Source organism: Flagellimonas sp. (assembly GCF_965233845.1).
Classification (GTDB): domain Bacteria; phylum Bacteroidota; class Bacteroidia; order Flavobacteriales; family Flavobacteriaceae; genus Flagellimonas.
Genome location: NZ_OZ247584.1, coordinates 3,217,386 through 3,241,207, shown reverse-complemented (window position 1 = coordinate 3,241,207; position 23,822 = coordinate 3,217,386). Strand labels below are relative to the sequence as shown.

The following is a 23,822-nucleotide window of genomic DNA, read 5'->3' as shown; positions in this document are numbered from 1 at the left end:
ATGCTTGGTGCTGGATGCTAGGTGTTTGAAGTTTGGATTGTTGGATTTTTAGTCTTGAGTCTTTGCTCTGTAGGTATCAGAAATCAGTTGTCAGAACTCGGATATAACTTATGAATGAGGACTTATAACATTCAACATTTAAAACTTAACATTACTTTTCAAAAGTATTGTCAAAAAACTCCGCCATGGAAATCTCAAAATAGTGGCAAAGCTTTAGTATGGTGGAAAGCTGAACGTCCCGTTTGCCCTGTTCTATTCTGGAAAACTGGATTCCGGTGTCATGGAGCGCTTCTTCTTGCGTAACGTCCTTGATTTTACGTAATTCTTTTACGCGTAAGGCTAAATTTCTAAGTAATTCTTCCTTTTCCGGATATTTCATTTAGACAAGTTGAGGTCAAATTTGCAACTGTATAACAACTGAACGGTTGTTTTTATTAAATTTGACTATCCCAACCCAATCTTATTCTTAACTAAAACCTTCCTTATGCCACAATTGGATATTCTGCAAACCATTAAACAGTTTTTGGAGCATAGTTCGAAGAAAAGCCTCAAACTTCAATTTGAATACACCGAAATACGCTTGTTGAACAACCCCTGTGCTTTGCACTCCATTATTCGTCCCAACAGCCGTTTGGTCATCTACAAGACGCCAAACAAACCCACGGCCAAAATGAGCGTAAAAGATGATTTGGTGTTTCAATTTTGGTTTCGGTTTGTGCCTCCTCCTACTACCGAATATTATATAAACGAGGTAACAGATTTACCCGAACCCCTAAGCCAAGGTGTTTTGGAGATAAATACAGAAAAGCTCACCCTACAGTTTACGATTGATGGGCCCGAAGCCCATACAGGACTCAGGGTACAGCATGTATATTCTGGATTAAAGCCTGTGGAAAACAAGGTTAAAATGAACAGCTCGTCCACTTAACCAGCTAAAAAGGGGTAGAGGGGTTGGGCGGGTAAAAAAACAGCAGCCCAAATTGAACTGCTGTTGTTGGTTTTCAAGACCACTAGTTGGACCTGCACTGAGCTTGTCCATGTGAACTATCGGTAGCGGGGAGATTATCGGTTAGGATAATGCTCTTTCAATAACTCCTTAAATCCTTCTGAAACTTCATCACTTACTTTTTTAATAATACTGGTGTGAACAAAGTCATGACTTTCTATCGTAACGGTTTGATTAAAAACACTATCGTTTATCTGTTCAACCTTAACATGAAAGTTTCCAGTTGGATTACCAATAACACCTTTGTTACTCAACATGCGCATATTTGTGATAGAGTAATTGCATTGTGAGATCCAATTCAATTTTTGAATTGCTTTAACTCCTAGTTTTTCGTTTACTTCCAATTGGACATTACCCAAACGTTGAATAGTCGTAGTTCCAGCAATGCTATCAATTGAAATGAACGTACCCATCTCAAGTCCGTCACACTGACTGTAACTTTTAATGGAAACAAACAGTAGCAAAGGAAGTAAAAGTTGTATCTTTTTCATTTCAAAAAACTTTAATCAACTCTCTTACAATAAGAACTATACCACTGATTACTAAGACATATGATAAAACATATCCTTTCACCGTAAGATGATTTACCTCATCATTCCTAATTCTCTTATTGGCCATTGGGTGAATTAGTACTCCTATTATACACCCAACTAACCCAAATACTAACCAAAAGTAGCTCATTATAAAGTTTATTTATTTTCCTTGTTTTTTCTTGTTTTCATCGGTCACTGCTTTTTGTACTCCTTCTCCCGTTCTGCTTAAGACCGTATTCGTTACCTCTTCCGCAACTCTATCTCCTCCAACTTGTCTTACCATAGATCCCATCCCAAAAGAAAATCCTTCAATTGTTACTCTTATAAAAAAGGCTTCCCCTGCTCCAATTAAATCGTCAGTGCCGTCATTTGCCAATTTATGATGGCCATTCCCTAACCTTAACTCGCCTCTATCCGTGATAACAAAATCGTACCAACCAGCACTATTGTTTTTTCCTAAATCAATTACTCCATCCTCTCGCTACCGCAAGATTGCATCTTGTGGCAATCTTCACCCTCCATTATTTCACAATCAAACTTAAGCTAAAAACCCTATTTCATCAATCTCTAGGATAGAGTGGTTTCCACCAAAATTCTTGGCACTGCTATATTTCCAGTCCTCCGGCCTTGTCACAAACCCACTTTGAACAGGATTTTGGTGGATGTAGTCCAGTTTTTGTTTAATGACCTTGGGACTCCATAGCTCTATTGGCTTGTTATGGTGCTGCCAAAACTGGTATCCCGTTATATTGCCCTTATCCTTTCCGGCCTTTTCAAACATTTGCAAGAGCCATTCCTTCTTGCTTTCTTGAGGGTTGGACTCAATAGCTTGGATCAGTTTCCTTGAAGTATGTCGTTTGAAATCCCTAATCAATCCTGAAGGGTCACCATTGTCCGATCGGAAAATGAAATGTACATGATTGGGCATAAAACAGTATGCAAACAGCTCCATTCCTTTTTCTTTCCTGCAAAAGTCAGCACTATCTGCCAAAATCTTGAAATAGGCCTGTCTGGTAAACACATCTATCCAAAACACGGTGGCAAAGGACACAAAATAGGCACCGTTTGGGTTGTGGAACTTGTAATTTCTGCTCATGTGCAGAAGGTAGGTTTTTCATGTCTCCGCAACAGGGCTGAATTGATGGATGGCCGTTTTGAATGGACAAAAGCCAGTTTCTTTAGAAACTGGCCTTTAAATTGATTACTCTTTTTATATGACCACTAGATGCAATCTAGCGGTAGCGGGAGTAGCTAGGGATATATCTATTCTAGAATACCATTCTTGTAATGTAGCCTTTCTACTTTTGGATCAAAAATCTGTTCTGCATATTCTGAGTCTTCATCTGGGATACCTTCTAATCCATTCTTGGTTAGTTTGCTTATATCAATCAGAGTTTTGTCTGAATTATAAAAGAAAACTTTGTTGTCACCTAGTTTAATATATCCATCAAGGTTCTCTTTTAGGTAATAAGTGTTTTGAAACAATTGTATTTCAATCCCTTCATCTTTTGAATTGTCCATATACACCATATAAATATCCGTTTCCTCAAAAGTCGAATCATTATTAGATTGAATTTCGCACTTCTTTATATACGATTCGATTGCATTTTGAAGTTTCGGGTTTATCAGACTCTTATTGTCCAAACCACAACTTACTACGATCAAAAAAGAAATCACTATTAAAAATCTAACGTAAAACATCATTTATATTTTCCTTTATAAAAATCACTACTCTTATTAATTTTTTTTATAGGGATATCCCCTTTTGTTGGAGTATATCTATATAACTGGTTTGAGGGTTTATGATATATATAATAAAGAGGGAGGGACAACCCTAACTTTTTCAATTTTTGATAATGTCTGTATTGCCTCAACTTATCCCCGAATATCAATCCCTTTGAACCATAACCCGAAGCACTGGGAGTATCTGGGATTTTAAAAAACCATACAATCAATCTTAGCCTCGTTTTGGAAAATGGCTATTCTGTAAGCAATGATATCATTAGTACCAAAATCCTCAGATGTATCATCAAGACCGTTCTTGTTCCAATTGTTCAAAGCCTTGTAGTATTTTGACTCGAACAGAGGTGTTAGGGATTTCTTTGTACTGCCTTTGAAACTTGTATATTCCAGTTTGGAAACTTTATTCCAAATACTTTCTTTATGTTCACCGGTTTCAATATCATATTCTTGCAATACATAGATAGTATCTTGATTGATATTTAAAAAATCCATTTCAGGGTATAAACCCTTCCTGTTACTATAAAATGATTCGGGATAGATTCCACATTTAGATTTATTTGCTGATCTTCTGAGCGTTTCAAAAACCTCGTTAACAGTTGAAACTCTTTTTCCAGCTCCACAATTGCTAACAAGGACAGCAATTAATAATAAAAATACTTGTTTCATAATCAATATGTAAATGGTGTTTGTCTTCGTCTTCTAATTGGTCTATAATTTTGGTTGGTATTTCCATTTGAGTTGTAATACCTACTCTGTCTAGAATTGGGAAAAAGCAAACTTGGACCTGAAGGATTGCCATTTGGATCAGCTGCATAGCTTGTTCTCAATGGTAGATTGTTCTCAGCTCTTAATTGATTTTCCACATGTGTCGAATAAATCTCGGCATTAGGTACTGATTGAACCGCTCCGTTGGCTCCAGGAACCGTAAACCACGTGTTTTGATCAGCCCCTCCATTCCAAACGTCTTGAATATGAGCTAATTCATGTCCCAAACCAATAAATGCTGGTCTTTGATTATTGCCTCCATCTGGAGGACCATTTGTATTGTTTGGATTCCATTTAACATAGGTTCCATTATCATCCGCATTGTTCCCTCCAGATTTCAATATTTCAACACTCTTGTTTTGATCCCCAGCTAACTGCGAAACTAAATCATGACCAACTTGCCCTCCATTCATTAAATCATTTAATCCTGCTGTCAAGTCCGACACAAATTGGTCGCTACCTTGATAGGTATTACCTGAACTTGTATCTATGAACGCATAGTTTCCATTTTGATCTTGATCCCAATATAAGTTTTGTTCGACTACTTGATTGTTGGCACCTCTTGTTCTTACAGTTACTAAAATACTATCACCAGCAATCTCCCTAAATTGAATAGGATTATTAGCAGTAAAGCCATAAGGGCTAATTCCGACATAGTCTTCGGCAAACCTATCAATCTTATTGAACCTTCCAATAGCAGGATCATAATCCCTCCACTGATATGCAACCGTGTTTTTATCCAGATCTTCCTCAAATTCTTCATCACCAAACTTCCACCGCTGAGCTACATCGTTGCCCAATTCAGAAACCGCTTCGTTGTACCCTTTGTGCTTAAGGCCAAAGGGGTAGTAGTTGTTTTCCTCTACAATTTCCGTGGTACCATTATTGTCCACAAAAGACAGCCTTATGTTGCCCAAATGGTCTTTGTATTGGTATACATAGTCGTATGATCCCTGTACCCCGCTTGGGGTGATATATCCCTCTGCGTGACTAAGGAACTCTAGCTGAGTGGTATTACCATTACCAGAATAAATATAGTTTCCGGCATATTCAGTTACTGTGGTATTACCTCCCAAACTTGCCAATTTCTTTTGTTTGATACCTGTTGCGTCGTAAATATAGGTAATTGTACCAGAATTTATCGCAATGCTTGTAGGTAGATTCAAATGATTGTATCCAATAGCGGTAATACCCTTGTTGGTATCCGTCTTTAGGTTCCCATTGGCATCGTACGTATATTCTATGGTACCGGTAGCACCATCCAAAAATCCTTCTGTACTCCCACTGGAATCCGCCACACTTAGCAAACGGTTACTGGTATCCGTATTGTGGTAGGCGTAGGTGAGGTTGTCAATAAGGCCGGTATTGCCCTGTCTTTGCAAGGACTGGATATTCCCGTTTAGGTCATATGTAATATTGGAAACATCATAATCCCCGTTATAGCTGGTTGCACCTGTTATTCGGTTAAGGGCATCGTAACCGTAATGGTACCACCTCTGCACATTGTCGTTCGCGGTTTTCCATTGTGTCTCCGAAATGTTGCCATTGTAGAGTGGTGAACCGGCGTGTGCCACCGTATTGTAATTGATGCTAAAATCAAAAAGGTCTCCATCCACATTGGCATCTTCGTTTATGCTTTTGAGCCAACCTCTTACGTTATAGGTGTAATCAACAGTCTGCAACGCTGTAGATGTTCCGGTATAGTCGCTTCCGGCAGTGCCGCCTATTTTTTTGCCAGTTAATTGGCCCAGCTCGTCGTAATCGTTGTATACGATAAGTTCTTCGTTTGCACTTCCCCCACCGCCACTGTTTGCTGTGGGATCTACTTGCAATGTCAAAGTGCCACTTAAAGTCACGGGATTGTTGGTGGCCTTTACCTCAATCCTGTCCGTTGCGGTTTGGTTGGTGGTATAAGTAGGCTGGTCCAATACCAAAACATTATCATATATGATGTTTCCACAGCTTTCTCCAAGTGTTTCATCGCCAATGCATTGGGTCTGTTTTAGCAAGCGGCCACTATGGTCGTAGGTAAAGTTATCAATGGTTACCACAGTGTTATTGTTACGGGTGTGCTGGCTTCGCACTTTTTTAGGTTTCCCCACAAAATCCAACTGTGTGGTCACTAGATCCACTGTTTGCAGATAATCATTCTCGCTGTAATTATATACGGCACGTCCCTTGGCATCGTAGCGGGTAATAGTGGTAATCCATGTTTGTTGTGCCATTGGGGCCATAGGGTCTAAAACCCTTACTTTGGTACCAGTGGGCAGACCTTTGGTTCGGTTGTCCACGGCATGTGAAAACACGGTGTTCGGAGGTGTCGGTTCATCCTCGGTATCAAAGGTATGATCATCATAATAGTTGATGGTCAACAACTCGCTTACTGAAGTGTTTGGGTACGTATTGTTGCTGTATTCCACCGTCATGTTAGTCATGGTAAATCCACTTCCCCGTGTTTCCCAAAGGTCACTTTCGTTGTTTGCATTGGCCTGAACATCCACCCTTGATCTTGGGTTGGCGCCATCCATCTCCACTGCCTTCCCGGTGTAAGCAACTCGGCCAAAGGCGTCGTATTTAGTAAATAACCATTCCCCGGTAACCCTTTGAACACTATCCTGGGTCATAATAGGAAGATCTAAAGAATTATATATAAGATATTCCCTAGCCTTGCCCGGCAATTGTTTTTCCACCAAGCGATTTCGTTGATCATATGTATACTGATACCCTAACTCTGCCATTGCACTGTTAATGTTGGAGATTGTAGCTAAGCTGGCACCCATTTGCGGGGGAAGCACAAAGGTTAAATTACCATATTCGTCGTACACGTAATAAGTGTCATGGGGTACTTCCGTTTGACCTTCAAAATCGGCATAGGTACGTTTTAGAACTACCCTACCTTGTTTATCGGTGAATTCCTCTGAGGAGTTATTCTTGCCGCCAGTGTGGTTTTCATCATAAACGATATGCTTATGAAGTTGTTTGTCGCCGTAGTATGAGTTATTGCTATTTTCAATTAAACTAGCTTGGTACATATTGCCAGAAACGGTTATTTGAACTTCAAAATGCCTTACGTTATCAGTTAAGCTGTTGTACCCATATGTAAAACCTATTTCATGACCCTGTCCCAAGGCCCAATCATTTCCAGGAGCGGCCTGTTTTAACACCCTGTTGGTAGGGGAGGGTTCAAAGTCCTTTTCTGAATAAGGGTTTGTGGTATTTTCGTACTTGGTAGTATTGTACAACTGGGAAATTCCAGCTAATGGATCTATATTGAATTGGCCAATGGTACCGTCCGCTGAATAGGGCAAGTATTCCTTAGCCTGTCTCCCATAATTGTCATAGTCTACATGAGAAACAATGTCCCCTTTGTTCGGAGTCTGATCTATACCAACATGCTGCGTAGGTCTTCCCAAGCCATCAAAGAATGCAATTTCCTGCAACAAAGCGTCGTTTTCGGTGAAAAATGGTATTGAATCGTTGGTTGTAATACCCATCTCGCTTGCACTTTGCTGATAAGTTCTGGTATAGAGATAATTATGGTCTTGCGCATTGGCACTAGGTGGTTGTATGGTGCATGCATTGGTGGGGTCGTAGACCAACGGACAAGCATCAGTGGCATCCAGCACGTAGCCAGGAGGTTGTTCACACTGGGTCAATGAACTGCCAGGGTCTCCAAGCCCATCATTATCAACATCTTGATAATAAGTGGTGGAACTGACTATATTGACATCAACACGGGTTCTAGATGCAGACTCACATTGGGTGCTTGTATCGTAACTGGCTGCATAATAACTGGCACCAGATGTCAAGGAATCTGTTTCGAAAATGGTACCGACCAAAAGGGGGGGACCTCCGGTAGAAGCAGCATACCAGCGAATGGAATTAGCATTGGAATCGGGCACTAGAACTAGTGAAGCTGATGCTCCCGAGCATATGTCAACGGACATGGTGCCGGTAGGGGCCTGCAATTGTGATAGTACCTCAATTTTTACGGGTACCTCTGCAAACAAGGTATAATTGCATGATTTGACACCCCTACGGTAATAAGTGGTAGCAGTGGCATTGGGGTCCGGGATATAGTTTGCAAGATCCTCTCCCGTGATTGGGGTCCAGGTACCGTCGGCTCCGCTAGGGGAGGATTCCCATACATATTCATAGTCGTTCTTTCCTCCAGCAGGTAAGGTCAAGTTGGTAATGGGCCCGGGATTGGCACCATAGCAAAGCACCTGTTCTCCTTGGATAGATCCAGCGGTAAGGGGGTCGTAAACATCTACCAAGATGCTGGGTGTCTCATCGGTCTGTCCGCAGGACATAACCACCTTTCGGTAGTATGTTGGAGTTGTTAACCCCGCCGGGGGGTCATAAGTGGACAATGTCTCCCCAGTAATAGGGTTCCAATTGGTGTCATCCACAGAGCTTTCCCATCGATAGGAATATACAGAACCATTACTGGGGCCTAAGTCGCTGGTAAGGTTTGGCGGATCGCCATTAAAACAAATTTTGGCCACCGTATTTAAGGTACCTGCGTTCAAGGGGTCCATAACCGTAACTTTTATAGGTGTTGTATATACTGTTTGGGTATCACCACAGGAGGTAACTCCACGTCTGTACCAGCGGTCTGAGGTTAGGTTTGCGGAGGGGTCAAAATCTTCATTGGTCTCGCCCGTGACATTGGTCCATGTACTGTTATTGGTGGATACCTGCCATTGATAGTCATAGGTAGTCCCGTGGCTTGCATCTTCGCTACTGGATATTAACGGTGAATCCGTCCCATAACAAATGATCTGTGTACCAGTGATAGTAATTGAACCTGGGTCCAGGTCATTCGCTGTAACTGTTACACTTCCCAATCCGGGGCTCCATTCCCCAGTGGTGCTCCGCGCCCGGATATAATAGGTTCCACTACCTGAAGCGGTATATGTGGAGCCGCTTCCCATGTTGGTATGAAATCCGTTATCGTCGGTTCCCTGCCAGTACCAGGTGTCCCCGGTTTCAGTTGTAAATCCGGTACGCTGCAGCACGGGTGCGCCACAGTTATTGGAAAGGACTGTGGGATTACCTGGGTCGTTTGGCACTCCTCCGGATACCGGGAAACTTTCTGTCAGATCATATATCACTGTTGTATCGTCCAATATGCGTGCACGGACCACCAAGGTTCCGCTGCTGGTCATGATCAACCTTAGTGCATTATTATTGCTGCCAAAGATTGTTGCCTGCGCACTCCCCTCCAGCCACCATTGGGTATCGGTGCCCGCAGAGCTCGAAAGGCTTACAGTAATACTGTCACCAACGACGGCGGACGCTGGAACTTGCAGGGTTACTTGGGCATACGTAGTTATTCCAAAGAATAGTATAAGTAAAGTGCTCGCTAATTTACAACTGGAGATCATGCTGTAGGTATATTTATTCATTGGTTTCGATTTGGGGGTCTTGTGTTTGATTTTTACCCTGGATAAAAGTCTAGGTACATCCACTGAATTTTTCAATCTGTCCATACCAATTTTTATTGTTGGGTTTTATAGTTATATAGATAGTCAGAAACAATATTGTCTTGCTCATCCCTTACTTCTTTCAGTCTGTTGAACTCGTCATACACATACCTCATAACGTAACCTCTGGGGTCAGTTACAGTATCCAAGCCAATCATTGGTTTATACGTATAGGTGGTAACCATTGCTTGTTCCAAAGAACTATGGGTGCGAAGCGTACTTTCCTGCGCAACGCTGAGCCCGCCGGAACCAAGTGTGAAATTAGAACCAAAATTTGGTAAACTCTCAATTTGAGTATACGTAGCATTGTCAATTTTGGCTACCAAATATTTATTGTCATAGCCCCAAAGGTAGACCGTGTGACTTCCGTCCTGGGCATAAGTTTCTTGTACGTTACCATTGGTGTAATATTGGATATTAGCCCTATCGTCGAATGCTTGAGAACCCTTTTTTGTACGGATTTTTGAAGGAGCCAAAACATCTGTATTATTGAAATACTCATTTTCGCGTGTAAAAACCACATTGCTATTTTCTAAGGTTTCCATTTTTACAATATCTGTTAATCGATTTTTTGCGATATGGGAGGCGTAGGTTGTGGGATCATCTTGGGGGTAATAGTACTGAACAGAGCTGGTCTCACCATCGCTCCCGGTAAGCGTTGACTTTCTGAGCTGCCAGCTAACATTCTGATCATACTCCATACTCGTCACCGTTGTTACTGGAGTATTGCTATTGTAAACCTGATTGGTAGTTTGAATTGTATTACCAACCCTGCCACCTGCGGTTGTAATTCTCATAACATTTCGTGCCAAACTAATGTCATTGATACAATCCTGGTCTAAGCATGGCTGGGCAACCAGTTGGTTCCAGCAATCACCAGCACCCTGTCCAGGTGCGGGATTTCCTGCAAGACATGTGAAAACGGCATCCTCAAATTGATAGGTGAAACCACCTGTGGTTGGGACCACTTTGACATATTTAAAGGTGTTTCCTGATTCATTCTCCAGAAAAATTCCTTTGTTCAAATAATACAAATGGTCCTCATAAACAAATCGATTCGCTGTGACACTGGTGCCATTCGTGGTTTTGGCAACAATATCTTTCTCTTTGCCGACTTCATAGTTTTGAATAAAATAGGTGCCAAAGGGAGGTAGTCCAGTTGTGTAGATTCCGGAACCAGATTCTGGGCCGTTCCCTTCATTGTAAAAGGTATATTCGTTATAACCATTTCGTTGGTTAGTTTCAGATATATTCGGATCTATAGTGTTGGATTTAAAAATCTCGAATACCTTTCCATAGGCAATATGGGGTCTACTACCTCCCGAAGAATGGCCAATCCGATTTAACAATTTGAGATTGTACACACCAGAATTGCCATTATTCTGACTGGGTTGCATGAATACTTGCTGATTTGTGATGTAGGAGAGGTAAGGTCTATGAATTATTCGGCCTGAAGAGGTATTTCCATCAAGTTCGGTTGTATATTGGTACTCTTTGTGAATTGCCAACTTTCCATTTTCGCTGAAATCTTTTATAGATTTAATCCGTAATCCTGCCCTTGCTTCTTGACCTGTACCAACTTGCGTGCTTCCACCTTGAATAACCTCACCAAAAACGCTAAATGTACTAGTATTCCCATGAGTTCCATTGATCATGGAGACTTGATAGCACCCTGCCTTAAGAAATACTGTTCCTTGGTAACTTCCATTCGCAGAAAGAACCATGTTGTCGGGATTAAGCGCTTGTCCATTGGATAAATCAATTAATTGATCCAAATCCACGGTGCTAAATGCAGAACATGTCCCTTGACCATGATAGTACAAATAGCCATACTTGGGGAATTGTGTTGTTCCTCCTGTGCTTTGGTACAGGATATCATACAAACCATCCTCAGTTATATGAAATAAGTTTTGAGAAACATTTGGGGGATCTATGTATTGGTCTTGGCACCAAATCCCGGAACAATCGGCCAGGTTTGGGACATAAAAATCAGCTTGTTGTACTCCGCCCAGTAATTGGAATCCAGCAAAATCAACTTCCACCATGGTCTCATTTTGCAAATCTTCAGCTTCATACGGAGTTGCATGCAATTCGTACTCAAACTCAGTGTACCCGCCCGTAGGATATATCAATTTCTTTAAGTTGCCAATTTTGGCATAATTAATATCTGGGTTTCTATTTGCGCCATCATAAGTGTCCTCTCCAATTTTTATTTTTGGATATAGTATTTGCCCAGGATTGTTTGCTTTGTTATAAAGACCCAAATAGTCTTGATCAACTGATGCCCTTGAAGGAACCAAATCGGAACTTTCATATTCGAAGCCATAGTGCTGATATTGGTTGTTGTTGGAAGAATATATCTTTAACGAATCTAGTTTCAAGCGTTTATCAAACTGAAAAGTATCATTTGGATCCCCGAAACTCGAATGAAAAAAATCAAAATATTTAAGAACTGTTTCAGTTACATCAGGTAGATGAACATTAATTCTTTCTATTGCAGAGTCAGGATCGGCATCAGGTCTTGGACCGAGATTCATGGATACTATCTTTTTTGAATTATGCCATATCTCAGATAGAAAAAGCTGGTCTATATGATATGTGGAAAGATAAGTAGCCGAATTACCATAGTTATTGGGATAAAAATTTGGTCCAGGTGTTGAATCATCTGCATTATTTGTCATATGTTGAACAGGCGCTGCAATGTTGTCTCCAGCCCAAGATCCCAAGTCAACATAATTGAAGTCATAAATATCTTTTTTGTTGGCAGATTCAATTTTGGTCAATAACCATGATGAATTGTAATGCCGAGCCCAGCCATATGGTTGATCTGGACCAGTAATATAGTCGTCTCCTTGAAATATTGTTTCTTCAGCCAGTGTAAAATGAAATTTGGTCCCGTCTTCGTGAGTTACAATCCACCCCGTAATTGAGATTGGTTGTTGAGGTCCACCGGTTGTTTTTAAAATTTCAACACTTATTCTGGGATTTTTTAAAGTTTTGGCTTCTAGGTCAGAAACATTAATTACAATATAATCATCAATTCCAAGCACATTAAGACTAAAATAATCAGGTTGAGTTTCATATTCATTGGTGCTTACTTTTTTGATAAAATCAAAATAGTCCCTTACAGCTGGGTCAGAATTGAAAATGCTATTTTCATTAATATAGGCCAACATAGATGTTTGAATTCCAAGGTTATCCTTATCGTTAAAAAAACTATGATATGCAGGATTTGCGTGATTGTAATCATCTGGAAATCCATTGACAACTCGGGAGATTCTACCGCCCACCTGAAGATTCCATCCCAAACCAATTTGTGAAGCCATTTGTTCAACTTTGACGCCACTTGCGTCATAGGTTAACGAGAGCGGAATATCCAATTCTCTCCCTTGGTATGTGTAAAGTGGCAAGCCAACGTTTGGTACTCCGGTATATAATGATACTGCAGTATTGCCATATTTTGTGAAGGCTTCAGCTTCTGGGGAATTTGGTATCTGAACCATTTTCGCCAATTCGTTCATGTTGTTGTATTGTTCTTCCTGTCCAACAATTGAAAGAATGCCCATAGCAAAAACAATAGCCGTGAATTTTAGCTTATACATCATAATATTATCTAGTATTTGCCTGTTTTAAATGGATTTTATTTGAAGTACTTCTTAGATGAATTATTTAGTCTAGATTCTAGCGATTGAATCCTAGAGTTTTGATCGATGATGTAAATCATCATCTCCTCAATTTTCTCCAATAAGAGCTTGTTCATTTGGCCTACATCCATACCATTGGCATGTACTTCTTTGGCAGAAGGGATATTGGGCAGATGGCCATGCTCATCTATATGTTTTTGGATTTCTTCCAATGTGGGAAGATCATAGCCCTCCTCAAAAACATAGTCCGGCCAAGTCCCTGAGAACTCAACCCTAACCTCCTCGGTAATGAGCTTTCCATCCACGGCCAATTTGTATCCGGAAGGGACCGAATTTGAGCCAATGGCAACCTCATCTGAATAGCTAGCCGTGGTACCATTTTTTGTCCATTCCGCGTTACCGCCGCCAGCAGGTGCAGGATCCGTGGTTACGTCCAAAAAAGGACTTGCAGGTCCCTCATTGCCATAATAATCCAAGGCGGTCACATGAAACTGATATGGAGTTGACGGGGCCAGTCCGTCAGCCGTATAGTCCAGAACATTGGAAATTGTGTCCTTAGCGACGTTGTTTTGGTATACCTTATATCCGGTGACCCCTATGTCGTCATCGGCCGCTGTCCAATTAAAAAATACTGAATTACTTGTTTTGGAAACAAGGGTGGGTTGACCAGGTTGTGTCGGAGGCGAACTGTCCAGTTCCTGGATGGAGATATTGTCAATCAATACGGCCTCCCCAATAGTCGAGGGGGCACCTGCATATACCTTCAAGGTGGCCGAGGTTCCACTTGCTGTCACGTTGAACTCATAACGGTGCCAGCCTGTTCCATAAAAATCCACACCGGCAAAATCACTAAAACCGTCCCATGACCAAAAACCACCATCCAAGCTCAATGACTTGGCGTGTATAACTATTTTGTACTGGGTATTGGCTGTTGTGGCAAAAGTGTATTTCCCACGACTCGCTGCTTCTGCGATGGTCTCGATACGTAAGGCGTAAGATCCTTCGTAAACATCGCTGGTCTCTACGGAGACTGTGGTTACATTCTCGTTTTGCGGAGTCCATCCTGTTATTGCGTTGGATTCATTGGCAATGCTTCCGGCATTACTTTCGGTATGAAGTTCTTGGGCAAAACTACTGCCGAAGCACATAGTTGCCACAATAAGGATTTGGGTTAATTTGTTCATTGTATTTGTTGTTTAATAAAATATTATTCCTATAGATTAACTTTAGTTTATAACTATACTTTGAAATTAATTGCGAACGGTTGTTCTAATTTTCTTTCCGTTTTTTTTAGATTATCGTTTGGATTTAAGTGCCGCCCTAAGCTGGTTTAACTCTTCTTGCTGCTTTTCAAGCAATCTATTTTGTTGAATTGCAAACAAGGTCAACTGCTCTATTTTTTCCAGTAGCAGCCTGTCCATTTTTCCTAGGTCGGTCCCATTTTGAGTTACTTCTTCTGCTGATGGTAGGTTGGGCAAATGGCCATTCGCTTCAATAAAGGATTTGATTTCCTCCAATGTTGGTAAGTCATAATCTTCATCGAAAACATAATCGGGCCAATTGTCCTGGTCTACTCGGATTTCCCTAGTGCGAATATCGCCGTCAACTGCCAGTTGGTAACCACTGGGAACAGTACTGGTTCCAATGGCGACCTCACCGGAATAACTCGCCGTTGAACCGCTCTTTGTCCAAACCGTGCTACCCCCTCCACTGGACCCGTTTTCCGTGGTCACAGAAATGGAAGTACTCTGGGCACTCTCGTTCTCAGCGGCATCCATTGCGGATACGGTAAAGTCGTATGCGATTCCGGAGGTTAGACCAGTGGCCTGATAAGTAGTTAGATTACCAGAATTGCCATCTAAAACTCCGTCTTTATAAACTCGATAATTGGTCACTCCAACATCGTCAGTCGAACTGTTCCAGGAAAGGTCAACCGTAGTTTGGGACTGGGCAGTACTCTGTAAACCTGTTGGCACGGAGGGGGCTTGGGTATCCAATGGGTTATTATTGCCGAGGAGATCTTGGATAGTGGGTTCACTGCCATTTACTTCCTCAATACGAGGTGAATAAGAATATTGTATTTCACCCACTTGGCAGTTCCATAGATCATTTCTAAGCCTGACATCTAATTCCTCATGCGAACTTGGGAATTTGTAGTTATAAGTGGTAGCTACTGGAGTGGGTAGATTGCCAGAGGAGCTGTCAAAGGTTGCTGGGTCATAGACTCCACTGGTAAAATTGTACGTCGTTGCGTCCTTCGCATAAATGTACCCAATTATCAAAAACCACTTATCTGTGGTCAGTTCTGCATTGTATATTGTGGGCCAGGTAAAGGCGGCCATGTTTGACTCAATTCTTAAGAGACTTACGTTTGATCCCCCTGAAAGGGGTACTGAATAGACTCCAGCATTATTTAGACATGAAGTAGAGCCTGTTGATCTCATCCAATATGAAATTCTATAGGTTTTTGAAGTATTAAGATCTAAACCTGAGTGTATCCAGCCTCCACTTTGACCGCTTCCTGAAGAGGTAGCTGTAGATTCTGCACTCCAAACAGTGACCTGGTTTCCAAAAGGGCCATTGACGGTTATTCTTTCATTATGGCCTCCAAATTCATTGAAAGAGGTAGTGCCTCCCGATTGACCACTTACCCATTGTGATAAATCTGCTTCTATGAGATTTTGGGCGAAAAAACTAATCGGGTTGAATAATAAGGCGATTAACGCCCCAAAGAATAATGTGTGTTTCATTTTGGTAAGAGCCTAATTTTTATTTTGATTTTTTAACTGAACTTTGAGGTGTTGTATTTCTTTCTGTTGCTCGAGTACGTATAGTGTAAGTTGCTCTATTTTTTCCAGTAGCAGCCGGTCCATTTTTCCTAGGTCGGTGCCATGTTTGGTTACTTCTTCTGCTGATGGTATTTTGGGCAAATGGCCATTCGCTTCAATAAAGGATTTGATTTCCTCCAATGTTGGTAAGTCATAATCTTGATCGAAAACGTAATCGGGCCAATTGTCCTGGTCTACACGGATTTCCCTAGTGCGAATATCGCCGTCAACGGCCAGTTTGTACCCAGAAGGGACCGCACTTGTTCCTATAACCACATCACCAGTGTAGCTTGCTGTAGATCCAGTTTCAGACCAAACTGAACTTCCTCCTCCTCCGCCGGAAGTGGTATCCATGGTCACGGAAATGGACGTACTCTGGGAACTCTCATTCTCGGCGGCATCCAAGGCAGATACGGTAAAGTCGTATGCGATTCCGGAGGTTAGACCAGTGGCCTGATAAGAGGTTAGATTACCAGAAGTGCCATCTAAAACTCCGTCTTTATAAACTCGATAGTTGGTCACTCCAACATCGTCAGTTGAACTATTCCAGGAAAGGTCAACCGTAGTTTGGGATTGGGCAGTGCTCTGTAAACCTGTTGGCACGGAGGGGGCTTGGGTGTCGTTTCCCACTGAAGGATTTAACAACTCGGCTATCGTTGGTTCTTGTCCATTTACTTCATAAATAGTTGGCTCGTAAAAATGTAATTCGTCCAAGTTGTTATCATCTATTAAAAAAGCTCGGTGTCTAATTTTAGTTGCTGTTGGGGCAAACTTGAATTCCCTTAAGCTGGCCACCTTTGTACCATCGGTGCTGTATATTCCACTTTCAATTGTAGTAGAGGTATGTGTGTGCGGGTTTACGTAAGCCACGAATAAATACCACTCATTAAACGACAGGAACGATACATTTGATGACCCAAAATAAGGGTTGTTATTAGCTGTACCATCCAGATTTAGCGATGCTGAATTATCAGAGGCATCAAGTGCATTGAACCCAAAATAGGTATTTCCATCATTGGAATTTATTTTTTTGAGCCATACAGTCAGGCGATATTCTTTTGAAGGGTCAATGGTCATATATGGGGTTAGCCAACCACCATCATTGGTTGAAGTATCATCTGCTAAACCTTTCCAGATAATAACTAGTTGGGTTGTCGAATGTGGTCCGTAATCAAGTTCGCGTACATTTTTTGCAGCTGAACCATATCTGGGAAAGTCCGACAAGTAATCGCTGCCCAATGTCCAGGTAGAAGTGTCCAGCAAGTTAGTTTGACTGTAAGAAATAAAAAGGGTAAATAGAGTAAATGCACCAAACGCTAGTAGGTGTTTCATGTTAATGCTGGATTAAGATGTAAAAGGAAAAAGTTGTTGGTACAAAAACGGAGCTCGATTGTCCGTAAAACAAGTAATTGGGGCATGCTTAGTAGGTTGATTTAATATGTAAATACTTTATTTGGGAAAAATATTTACGCCGCAATTATATCGCTTTATTCTGATTATTAGTATAATAATTTTCTTTTTTCGATGAACTACAATGTAAAATGAAAAAACTTACATTTTTTACAGATAATTATAATAATCAATTTCTTTTTCAGTTAATGGTATCACCAAATCAAGACTATCTTATTTATGTCAAAAAGCATTCTGCAAAGGAAAATTCCGGCACTAAACCTACAGGAAACCCTTATTGTACTAGCTATTATCGGAATATTGCTCTTGTTGGCACTTCCCAATTTGATGCCCTTGATATCCAAGGCAAAGAGCATTGAGGCACAGACCCAGCTCAAGGCACTTTACAACTCCCAGACTACCTACAGGTATCTGCATAGCAAGTATACCCTGGATATTGAAGAACTGGATTTTGTGGCACCCAGGACTGTGGAAGAAAACGGGACCGCCAATTATCGCTATGAAGTTTTGGAAGCATCCAACGCAACCTTCAAGGCCAGGGCAGAAGCCATTACCGATTTTGATGGTGATGGAATAATGAATGTTTGGGAAATAGACGAAAGCGGAAACCCTAAACAAACCATCAAGGACTGATGCTCCTAATACAATTATTTACAATGACGGGGTTTGCCGTAGTGGCCTTTCAGGATTTCAAGGAAAGGGCTGTTACCTGGGTATTGCTTCCCATATTGGGGGTCTTATTGGCCTGTCTCCATATTTGGCATGTTGGTCTTGAGTTTTTTTGGTTCTTTGCCCTTTCCAACCTTTTGCTTATTAGCTGCGTCCTACTGGTTCTTTGGTTGTGCACCAAATACATTTTTAAGAAAGCATTTCTTGACGTTAGTTTTGGTCTTGGCGATATGCTTTTCTTCTATGCATTCGCATTGGGATTTCCCACATTGACCTTTATCATCCTTTTTGTATCTGCGATTGGATTTTCCTTGATCGCTTTCACCATTATGCGAATTTTCAAGAAGACGGATTCCGTGCCCTTGGCAGGGTTGATGGCACTTTATCTTATTGGGGTGGTACTCTGTGGTTTTTTCCCAAATTTCCCATCCCTATATCTTATTTAATGAAAAACAAACAGTTTCACATATCACCACAACTGCAACAATGCATCTCGGCAGAACAGGCTTTTCATTATAGGGTGGTTCCTGTAGCCCAGGATGAAAATGGCCTTAAACTTAAAACCGATAGTGAATCCCTTCAAGAGTTACTGGCTGAGCTCAACATTGTATTGGATTCCAAAGTGCATTTGGAAGCCTGTGATAGTGAAGAACTGCAGCAATACCTCACCACCAACTATCGGCAGGCCAAATCCAAGGATTCGGAACAGCTTACCTATACAACCGATTTTTTGGAGAAAATACTTCTGGAGGCTAAATCCTTGGGGAGCAGTGACATCCACTTTGAACCCTATGAAAATCAGTGCAGGGTAAGATTTCGGTTGGACGGAAAACTTTTGGAATATTATAGCATTCCCATCCAGGATTATCCCACCATGGTGAACAAGGTGAAGATCAGGGCACAATTGGACATAGCCGAAAAAAGATTGCCCCAGGACGGGCGGATTACCGTGAAAGCCAATAATGGCGAGTTTGATATCAGGGTTTCATCCCTCCCTACTTTGCATGGTGAAAAGTTGGTGCTGCGAATTTTGTCCAAAGACAACGCAGCAGTGCAGCTGGAGGATTTGGGGATGAATGAGAAAGAGCTGCTTCGCTATACGGAAGGCATAAAAAAGCCCAATGGTATTGTTTTGATCTCAGGCCCAACAGGTTCAGGTAAAACCACCACGCTTTACGCCACTTTGAAACTATTGAACACGGGCAAGAGCAATATCCTAACTATAGAAGACCCTATTGAATATACTTTGGAGGGAATCAACCAGGTACAGTTAAAGGAGAACATTGGTTTGGACTTTGCCAGTTCGTTGAGAACTTTTTTAAGACAAGACCCAGATATCATTATGGTAGGGGAGATTCGGGATGTGAAAACGGCCAATATGGCCATTAGGGCAGCCTTGACCGGACATTTGGTGTTGTCCACGATCCATACCAACTCGGCATGGGCCACTATTTCAAGACTTATAGATATGGGCGTACCTGCCTTTCTGATTGCCAGTACCTTGAACATGAGCGTGGCGCAACGTTTGGTTCGGAAACTTTGTAATAGCTGCAAAAAAGAGAAACCTGTGAACAAGGACATTTTTCCCTCCAATTTTGATATTCCTACGGATTTGAAATCGCATTACGTGGCCCCGGGTTGTAATGCATGCCATCATACCGGTTACGAGGGAAGAAAAGCCATCTATGAAATCTTACCTATTTCAAAGGAATTGGCAAAACCCATAAAGGACAATGTTCTGGAGATTGAGCACTATTTGAAGGAAAAAAATATTTCAACATTAAAAAGCAATGCCCTGGAGCTGGTCAAGCAAGGGGTAACCTCTGTAGAGGAAGTGTATTCCCTGCTAAGTAATTGATCTATGAAAAAAAGTGTTTTTCTCTTTTTGTTTCTTTTGGGCAGTTTTGGTTTTGCCCAACATTCGGACAGGTTTCAAAACATAAGCAACCATCTGGAACTGCTTGCGGTAGAGAACCCATCATTCAACGAAACCTTAAAGTTGGAGGTGAACGTGAGCAATGTGACCCTGCCCAATTTTCTCATTGCGGTCTCCAAGGTGCACAACCTGAACCTTAGTGTCGCCAACGATATTTCCAATATCAAAATCGTCAACAACTTTTCCAATGTCACCATTTCCGATCTGTTGCTTTTTATGTGCAAGGAGTACAATTTGACCATTGATTTCACTGGAAGTATCTTGGCCATCAAAAAGTACCTTCCTCCTCCGCCAAAGGAAACCCAGAAGGCTTTTTTGGTCCAATGGAACCCAGGGGCCAATAGCCTTACGTTGGATATCAACGAGATACCTTTGGAGCAGGTTTTCCGAAAAATCATGGAGTCTTCCGGGGAGAATTTACTCTATGCCAACAGCCTTAAGAACAATCCCATCAATGTTTATCTCAATAACGTTCCCTTTGATACGGCCATGGAAAAGTTGGCTGAACTCAATAACCTGAGCCATTCCAAATCCCGGGATGGGTTTTATCTCTTCAGTGCCAGTGAGGGAGGCCCCAACAATATGCGTTTGGGAAGAGGTGGTCGGAATGGCATGCATTATGAGGTTTTGGACACCATCAACAAGATTCTCAATGTTGATTTCGCCAATGCCCCAATTGCCAACATAATTGAATCCTTGAGTTTTGACTTAAAGCTTGATGTGTACACAGCTACCCCTCTTGAGAATGCCGGAATTGTCACATTTAATGCCAGGAACATCTATTTTGATGACCTTTTGGCGCATATTTTTGAGGGGCAGTCCAAGAGCCGTCCGACTCCCATTCCACAAACCAATCAGCCTAGGGGAAGGAACAATCCCAATAATAACAATGCTAATCAAAGTACGGCTGTCACGGATAACTTCACATTCAAAAAAGAAAACAACATTTATTTTTTTGGAACAGCGGACCAACTGAGCCTACGCAAGGTGGAAATTATCCAGATGATGCACCGTTCCGTGGAGTTGATGAGCGACCCTACGAACTATTCAGGGGGATATAGAACGGCAGGCAGAACCAATACGGGCAACGTAAACTACTTCTCCAACGGTCAAAATTCGTTTGGACCCAATGGTCAGCGAAATCTGGACAATCAACGGTCCATAAATACCAGGGGAAGTGGATTTGAAAGCTACCAAAGCAATACCGAGGCTTTGGTGAACATTCTCCCAGAGGAAATAAAGGCCGAGCTGGACATAAAAGTAGATTTTGAACTGAACAGTTTTTTGGTCAGCGGACCCTCGGCGAACATTCAAAGATTTAAAAAATTCATTCAGGAAATAGATAAGCCCATACCTGTTGTGCTCATTGAAGTGATGATCATTGAAGTCCGGAAATCCTCTTTGGTGGAGACGGGAATAAGTTGGGGGATTGGGGACGGTCCCGTGGAGACCAAAGGGAATCTATTTCCCAATACAGATTTGACTCTAGGTGCCAAAACTGTGAACAAAGTCATCGGCGGGTTTGACGGGTTTGGATCATTCAATATCGGTAAAGTGGTGCCGGAATTTTTTGCCACCATCAAGGCCATGGAAGAGGATGGAAACATCAAAATTAGATCTACCCCTAAGTTGTCCACTTTAAATGGACATCGAGCGAATCTGTCCATTGGGGAAACCACCTATTATGTCATTACCAACCAGAACTTTTTCGGCTCCCAGGTACCGACAACCTCCGAAGTACGGAATTATGCGCCAATTGATGCCGAGCTTGGGGTAAGCATAAAACCTTTGGTTTCTGGGGACGGACAGGTAACCTTGGACATCAATGTGATCCAGTCGGATTTTAGCGGGGAGCGTATTGAGGAAGACGCCCCTCCCGGATTGACCTCCAGGGAATTCAGTTCCATAATCAGGATGCAAAACCAAGATTTGGCCATTTTGGGCGGACTTGAGGAGAAAATTAAAAATGATTCCGGAAGTGGGGTTCCCCTATTGGCAAGGGTCCCTGTTGTAAAATGGCTTTTTAGCAAGCGAAAGCGTGAAGACACCAAACAAAAATTGACCATTTTGATCAAGCCTACCGTAATCTATTGATTTTGAAAAGTTGGTTAAAACATATCGTTGAAGGCAACAGCTATCAAGGTTTGGAGATTTTCGAAATCGAAGGCAAAATTTGGTATGCAATCCTGCACATCCAGAAAAAAAAGGATGAGCTCCATGTGAAGTTTGAGCAGACCTTTGACTCCTTGGAGAACGCATCCTCATATGTTCGCCGCCATACCATTTTGTTTCTTTCCGTTAACACCTCCAAAGTATTGATCAGGAGTGTGGGTAAAGAATCCAAACTTGGACCGGAGCAGTTGGTTATGAACGCTTTTCCCAATTTGGATCTGGAAAATTTCTATTTCCAAACCATGGACATGCATGGGGAGCAACAAGTGACCATCAGTAAAAAAGACTATTTGGACCCCCTGCTGGAAAAGTTGGCCCCGTATGGGATTGTTCCCGCGCAAGTTGCATTGGGGCCTACACCCGTTCAATGTATTTTAGGGCACATGGATTCAGCCAAAATCCTTGGATCCAACTACAAATTGTCACAAGATGGGAAATTGGAGATGACCCACAACACGACAGATGAGAAAGTGAAGGTGGGCGGGTTGATATTATCTTCAAGGAGTTTGACATCTTTTGCACAAATATTGGGATATTTAGGTGGAAAGCCCATTTTGGGGAATCTTGAAAAAGTCAATTCTTACCTTTACAATCTATACCAAAATGGACGTTTCTTTCACTTCGGATTGCGATGGTCGCTGGGTATTTTTCTAGGGCTTTTACTGATCAACTTTGTATACTATTCAAGCTATCAGGATGAACTGCGAAACATGGAAATCCATGCATCGACGCAGCCCCAAACCAATCTGTTGACCGTCTTACAAGAGCGCGTGGCATTAAAAGAGGAAAAGCTTAAGACGGTTACCAACGCTGTCAATTCCAAGTCCTCGTTCTACTTGGATCGTATTGCGATTGGAATACCATCTTCAGTTTTGTTGGACCAACTAACCTATCAACCTACATTAAAACCTGTTAGGGATGGGAAGCTTATTGAGCTACAGGAGAAAGTGATTCTTGTTGCGGGTGTTGCACAGAGCAAGCTGGAATTCACGAAATGGACAGCTGAACTGGAAAGTAAATTGTGGGTGGAAAAAGTGGAAATCGACTCCTACGAGTACATATCAAAACAAAGGGATCGGTTTGCTCTAAAAGTGTATCTGGATGAAGCTGACTAAAAAGAACAAATACTTGATTGGTGGTATTCTTGCGATGACATCTGTATGTTATTTCCTAGCAGTTAAAAAGACGTTTGAGCTCAAGGATGAGCTGGCAGCTATAAAGGGTCAGAAGGAGAAGCAAGTGAATATTAATCAACAGCTCATGCAACTGTCCGTTAAGGAGCAACGTTTGGACCAGGAGCTTAGTAGTCTGCACCTGGACAATACTTCATTGCAAAACAATCTCTTAAGAGTATTGAACGCGCAAAGTGAAAGTGCTGGGATAAAAATTATGGCATTTGACGCACCCCATTCTGCCCCCAAGAACACCTCTCAAATAAAAACTCAGATGTTTACCCTGGAAGGAGGATACAACGCAATTCTAAAAATGTTGTATGAGTTGGAAAAACAGGGAAGTTTTGGAAGGGTATCCCATCTTGACTTAGCAAAGGAAAAGGACATTAGGCGTAAAAGAACTTACCTTAAGGCTACTATTTATCTTGAAACGGTGAAATGAATTCTTAAAATAG

18 protein-coding genes are annotated in these 23,822 nt (G+C 41.7%); 7 read left to right on the top strand and 11 right to left on the bottom strand.

The features are described from left to right. Positions 1–151: 151 nt before the first annotated feature. Positions 152–379, bottom strand: coding sequence for a helix-turn-helix domain-containing protein (locus tag ACO6S0_RS14520; RefSeq protein WP_422349045.1), 228 nt, complete (start codon positions 377–379; stop codon positions 152–154). A 105-nt stretch (positions 380–484) separates the two neighbouring features. Between ACO6S0_RS14520 and ACO6S0_RS14515 the strand changes: the two genes are divergently transcribed. Next, a complete protein-coding gene (locus tag ACO6S0_RS14515; protein WP_422349044.1) occupies positions 485–928 on the top strand; it encodes a hypothetical protein in 444 nt (147 codons plus the stop codon). Between the two features lie 134 nt (positions 929–1,062). Here ACO6S0_RS14515 and ACO6S0_RS14510 read toward each other — a convergent pair whose 3' ends face one another. From ACO6S0_RS14510 to ACO6S0_RS14465, 10 genes are all read right to left on the bottom strand, one after another. Next, the gene (locus tag ACO6S0_RS14510) at positions 1,063–1,497 is read right to left on the bottom strand and encodes a hypothetical protein (RefSeq protein WP_422349043.1); all 435 of its coding nucleotides are present in this window, start codon (positions 1,495–1,497) and stop codon (positions 1,063–1,065) included. A gap of 202 nt (positions 1,498–1,699) precedes the next feature. Then, the gene (locus ACO6S0_RS14505) at positions 1,700–1,915 is read right to left on the bottom strand and encodes a hypothetical protein (protein ID WP_422349042.1); all 216 of its coding nucleotides are present in this window, start codon (positions 1,913–1,915) and stop codon (positions 1,700–1,702) included. Positions 1,916–2,077: 162 nt separating this feature from the next. After that, positions 2,078–2,635, bottom strand: coding sequence for an REP-associated tyrosine transposase (locus ACO6S0_RS14500; RefSeq protein ID WP_422349041.1), 558 nt, complete (start codon positions 2,633–2,635; stop codon positions 2,078–2,080). A gap of 167 nt (positions 2,636–2,802) precedes the next feature. Continuing rightward, positions 2,803–3,060, bottom strand: coding sequence for a hypothetical protein (locus ACO6S0_RS14495; protein ID WP_422349040.1), 258 nt, complete (start codon positions 3,058–3,060; stop codon positions 2,803–2,805). Between the two features lie 414 nt (positions 3,061–3,474). Next, positions 3,475–3,948 (bottom strand): hypothetical protein, encoded by a 474-nt coding sequence (locus ACO6S0_RS14490; RefSeq protein WP_422349039.1) that lies wholly within the window; start codon positions 3,946–3,948, stop codon positions 3,475–3,477. A gap of 2 nt (positions 3,949–3,950) precedes the next feature. After that, entirely contained in the window at positions 3,951–9,458 is a 5,508-nt protein-coding gene (locus ACO6S0_RS14485; RefSeq protein WP_422349038.1) for a DUF6443 domain-containing protein, read from the bottom strand. 92 nt (positions 9,459–9,550) lie between these two features. After that, on the bottom strand, positions 9,551–13,141 hold the full coding sequence (locus tag ACO6S0_RS14480) for a hypothetical protein (protein ID WP_422349037.1): 3,591 nt from the start codon (positions 13,139–13,141) through the stop codon (positions 9,551–9,553). 35 nt (positions 13,142–13,176) lie between these two features. Then, entirely contained in the window at positions 13,177–14,364 is a 1,188-nt protein-coding gene (locus tag ACO6S0_RS14475; RefSeq protein WP_422349036.1) for a fibronectin type III domain-containing protein, read from the bottom strand. A gap of 111 nt (positions 14,365–14,475) precedes the next feature. After that, the gene (locus tag ACO6S0_RS14470; RefSeq protein WP_422349035.1) at positions 14,476–15,930 is read right to left on the bottom strand and encodes a fibronectin type III domain-containing protein; all 1,455 of its coding nucleotides are present in this window, start codon (positions 15,928–15,930) and stop codon (positions 14,476–14,478) included. A 12-nt stretch (positions 15,931–15,942) separates the two neighbouring features. Next, positions 15,943–17,340: a fibronectin type III domain-containing protein gene (locus tag ACO6S0_RS14465; protein ID WP_422349034.1), complete on the bottom strand. Its 1,398-nt coding sequence runs from the start codon at positions 17,338–17,340 to the stop codon at positions 15,943–15,945. Between the two features lie 297 nt (positions 17,341–17,637). On the opposite strand from ACO6S0_RS14465, the gene ACO6S0_RS14460 reads away from it, so the two are divergent. Genes ACO6S0_RS14460 through ACO6S0_RS14435 form a run of 6 tightly spaced genes read left to right on the top strand, consistent with a single transcriptional unit; the run spans position 17,638 to position 23,809 of the window. Then, complete coding sequence (locus ACO6S0_RS14460; protein WP_422349033.1) at positions 17,638–18,051, top strand: hypothetical protein; 414 nt, start codon at positions 17,638–17,640, stop codon at positions 18,049–18,051. A 23-nt stretch (positions 18,052–18,074) separates the two neighbouring features. Then, entirely contained in the window at positions 18,075–18,533 is a 459-nt protein-coding gene (locus tag ACO6S0_RS14455; protein WP_422349032.1) for a hypothetical protein, read from the top strand. Beyond that, positions 18,533–19,945 carry a GspE/PulE family protein gene (locus tag ACO6S0_RS14450; protein ID WP_422349031.1) on the top strand — a complete coding sequence of 471 codons (1,413 nt, stop codon included), beginning with the start codon at positions 18,533–18,535 and terminating at the stop codon, positions 19,943–19,945. Before ACO6S0_RS14455 ends, ACO6S0_RS14450 begins: the two co-directional genes overlap by 1 nt. 3 nt (positions 19,946–19,948) lie before the next feature. Then, complete coding sequence (locus ACO6S0_RS14445) at positions 19,949–22,117, top strand: type II secretion system protein GspD (protein WP_422349030.1); 2,169 nt, start codon at positions 19,949–19,951, stop codon at positions 22,115–22,117. 2 nt (positions 22,118–22,119) lie between these two features. Further along, a complete protein-coding gene (locus ACO6S0_RS14440) occupies positions 22,120–23,310 on the top strand; it encodes a hypothetical protein (protein ID WP_422349029.1) in 1,191 nt (396 codons plus the stop codon). Beyond that, positions 23,297–23,809 (top strand): hypothetical protein, encoded by a 513-nt coding sequence (locus ACO6S0_RS14435; RefSeq protein WP_422349028.1) that lies wholly within the window; start codon positions 23,297–23,299, stop codon positions 23,807–23,809. The genes ACO6S0_RS14440 and ACO6S0_RS14435 overlap by 14 nt, the downstream gene beginning before the upstream one ends. The last annotated feature ends 13 nt before the right edge of the window (positions 23,810–23,822 follow it).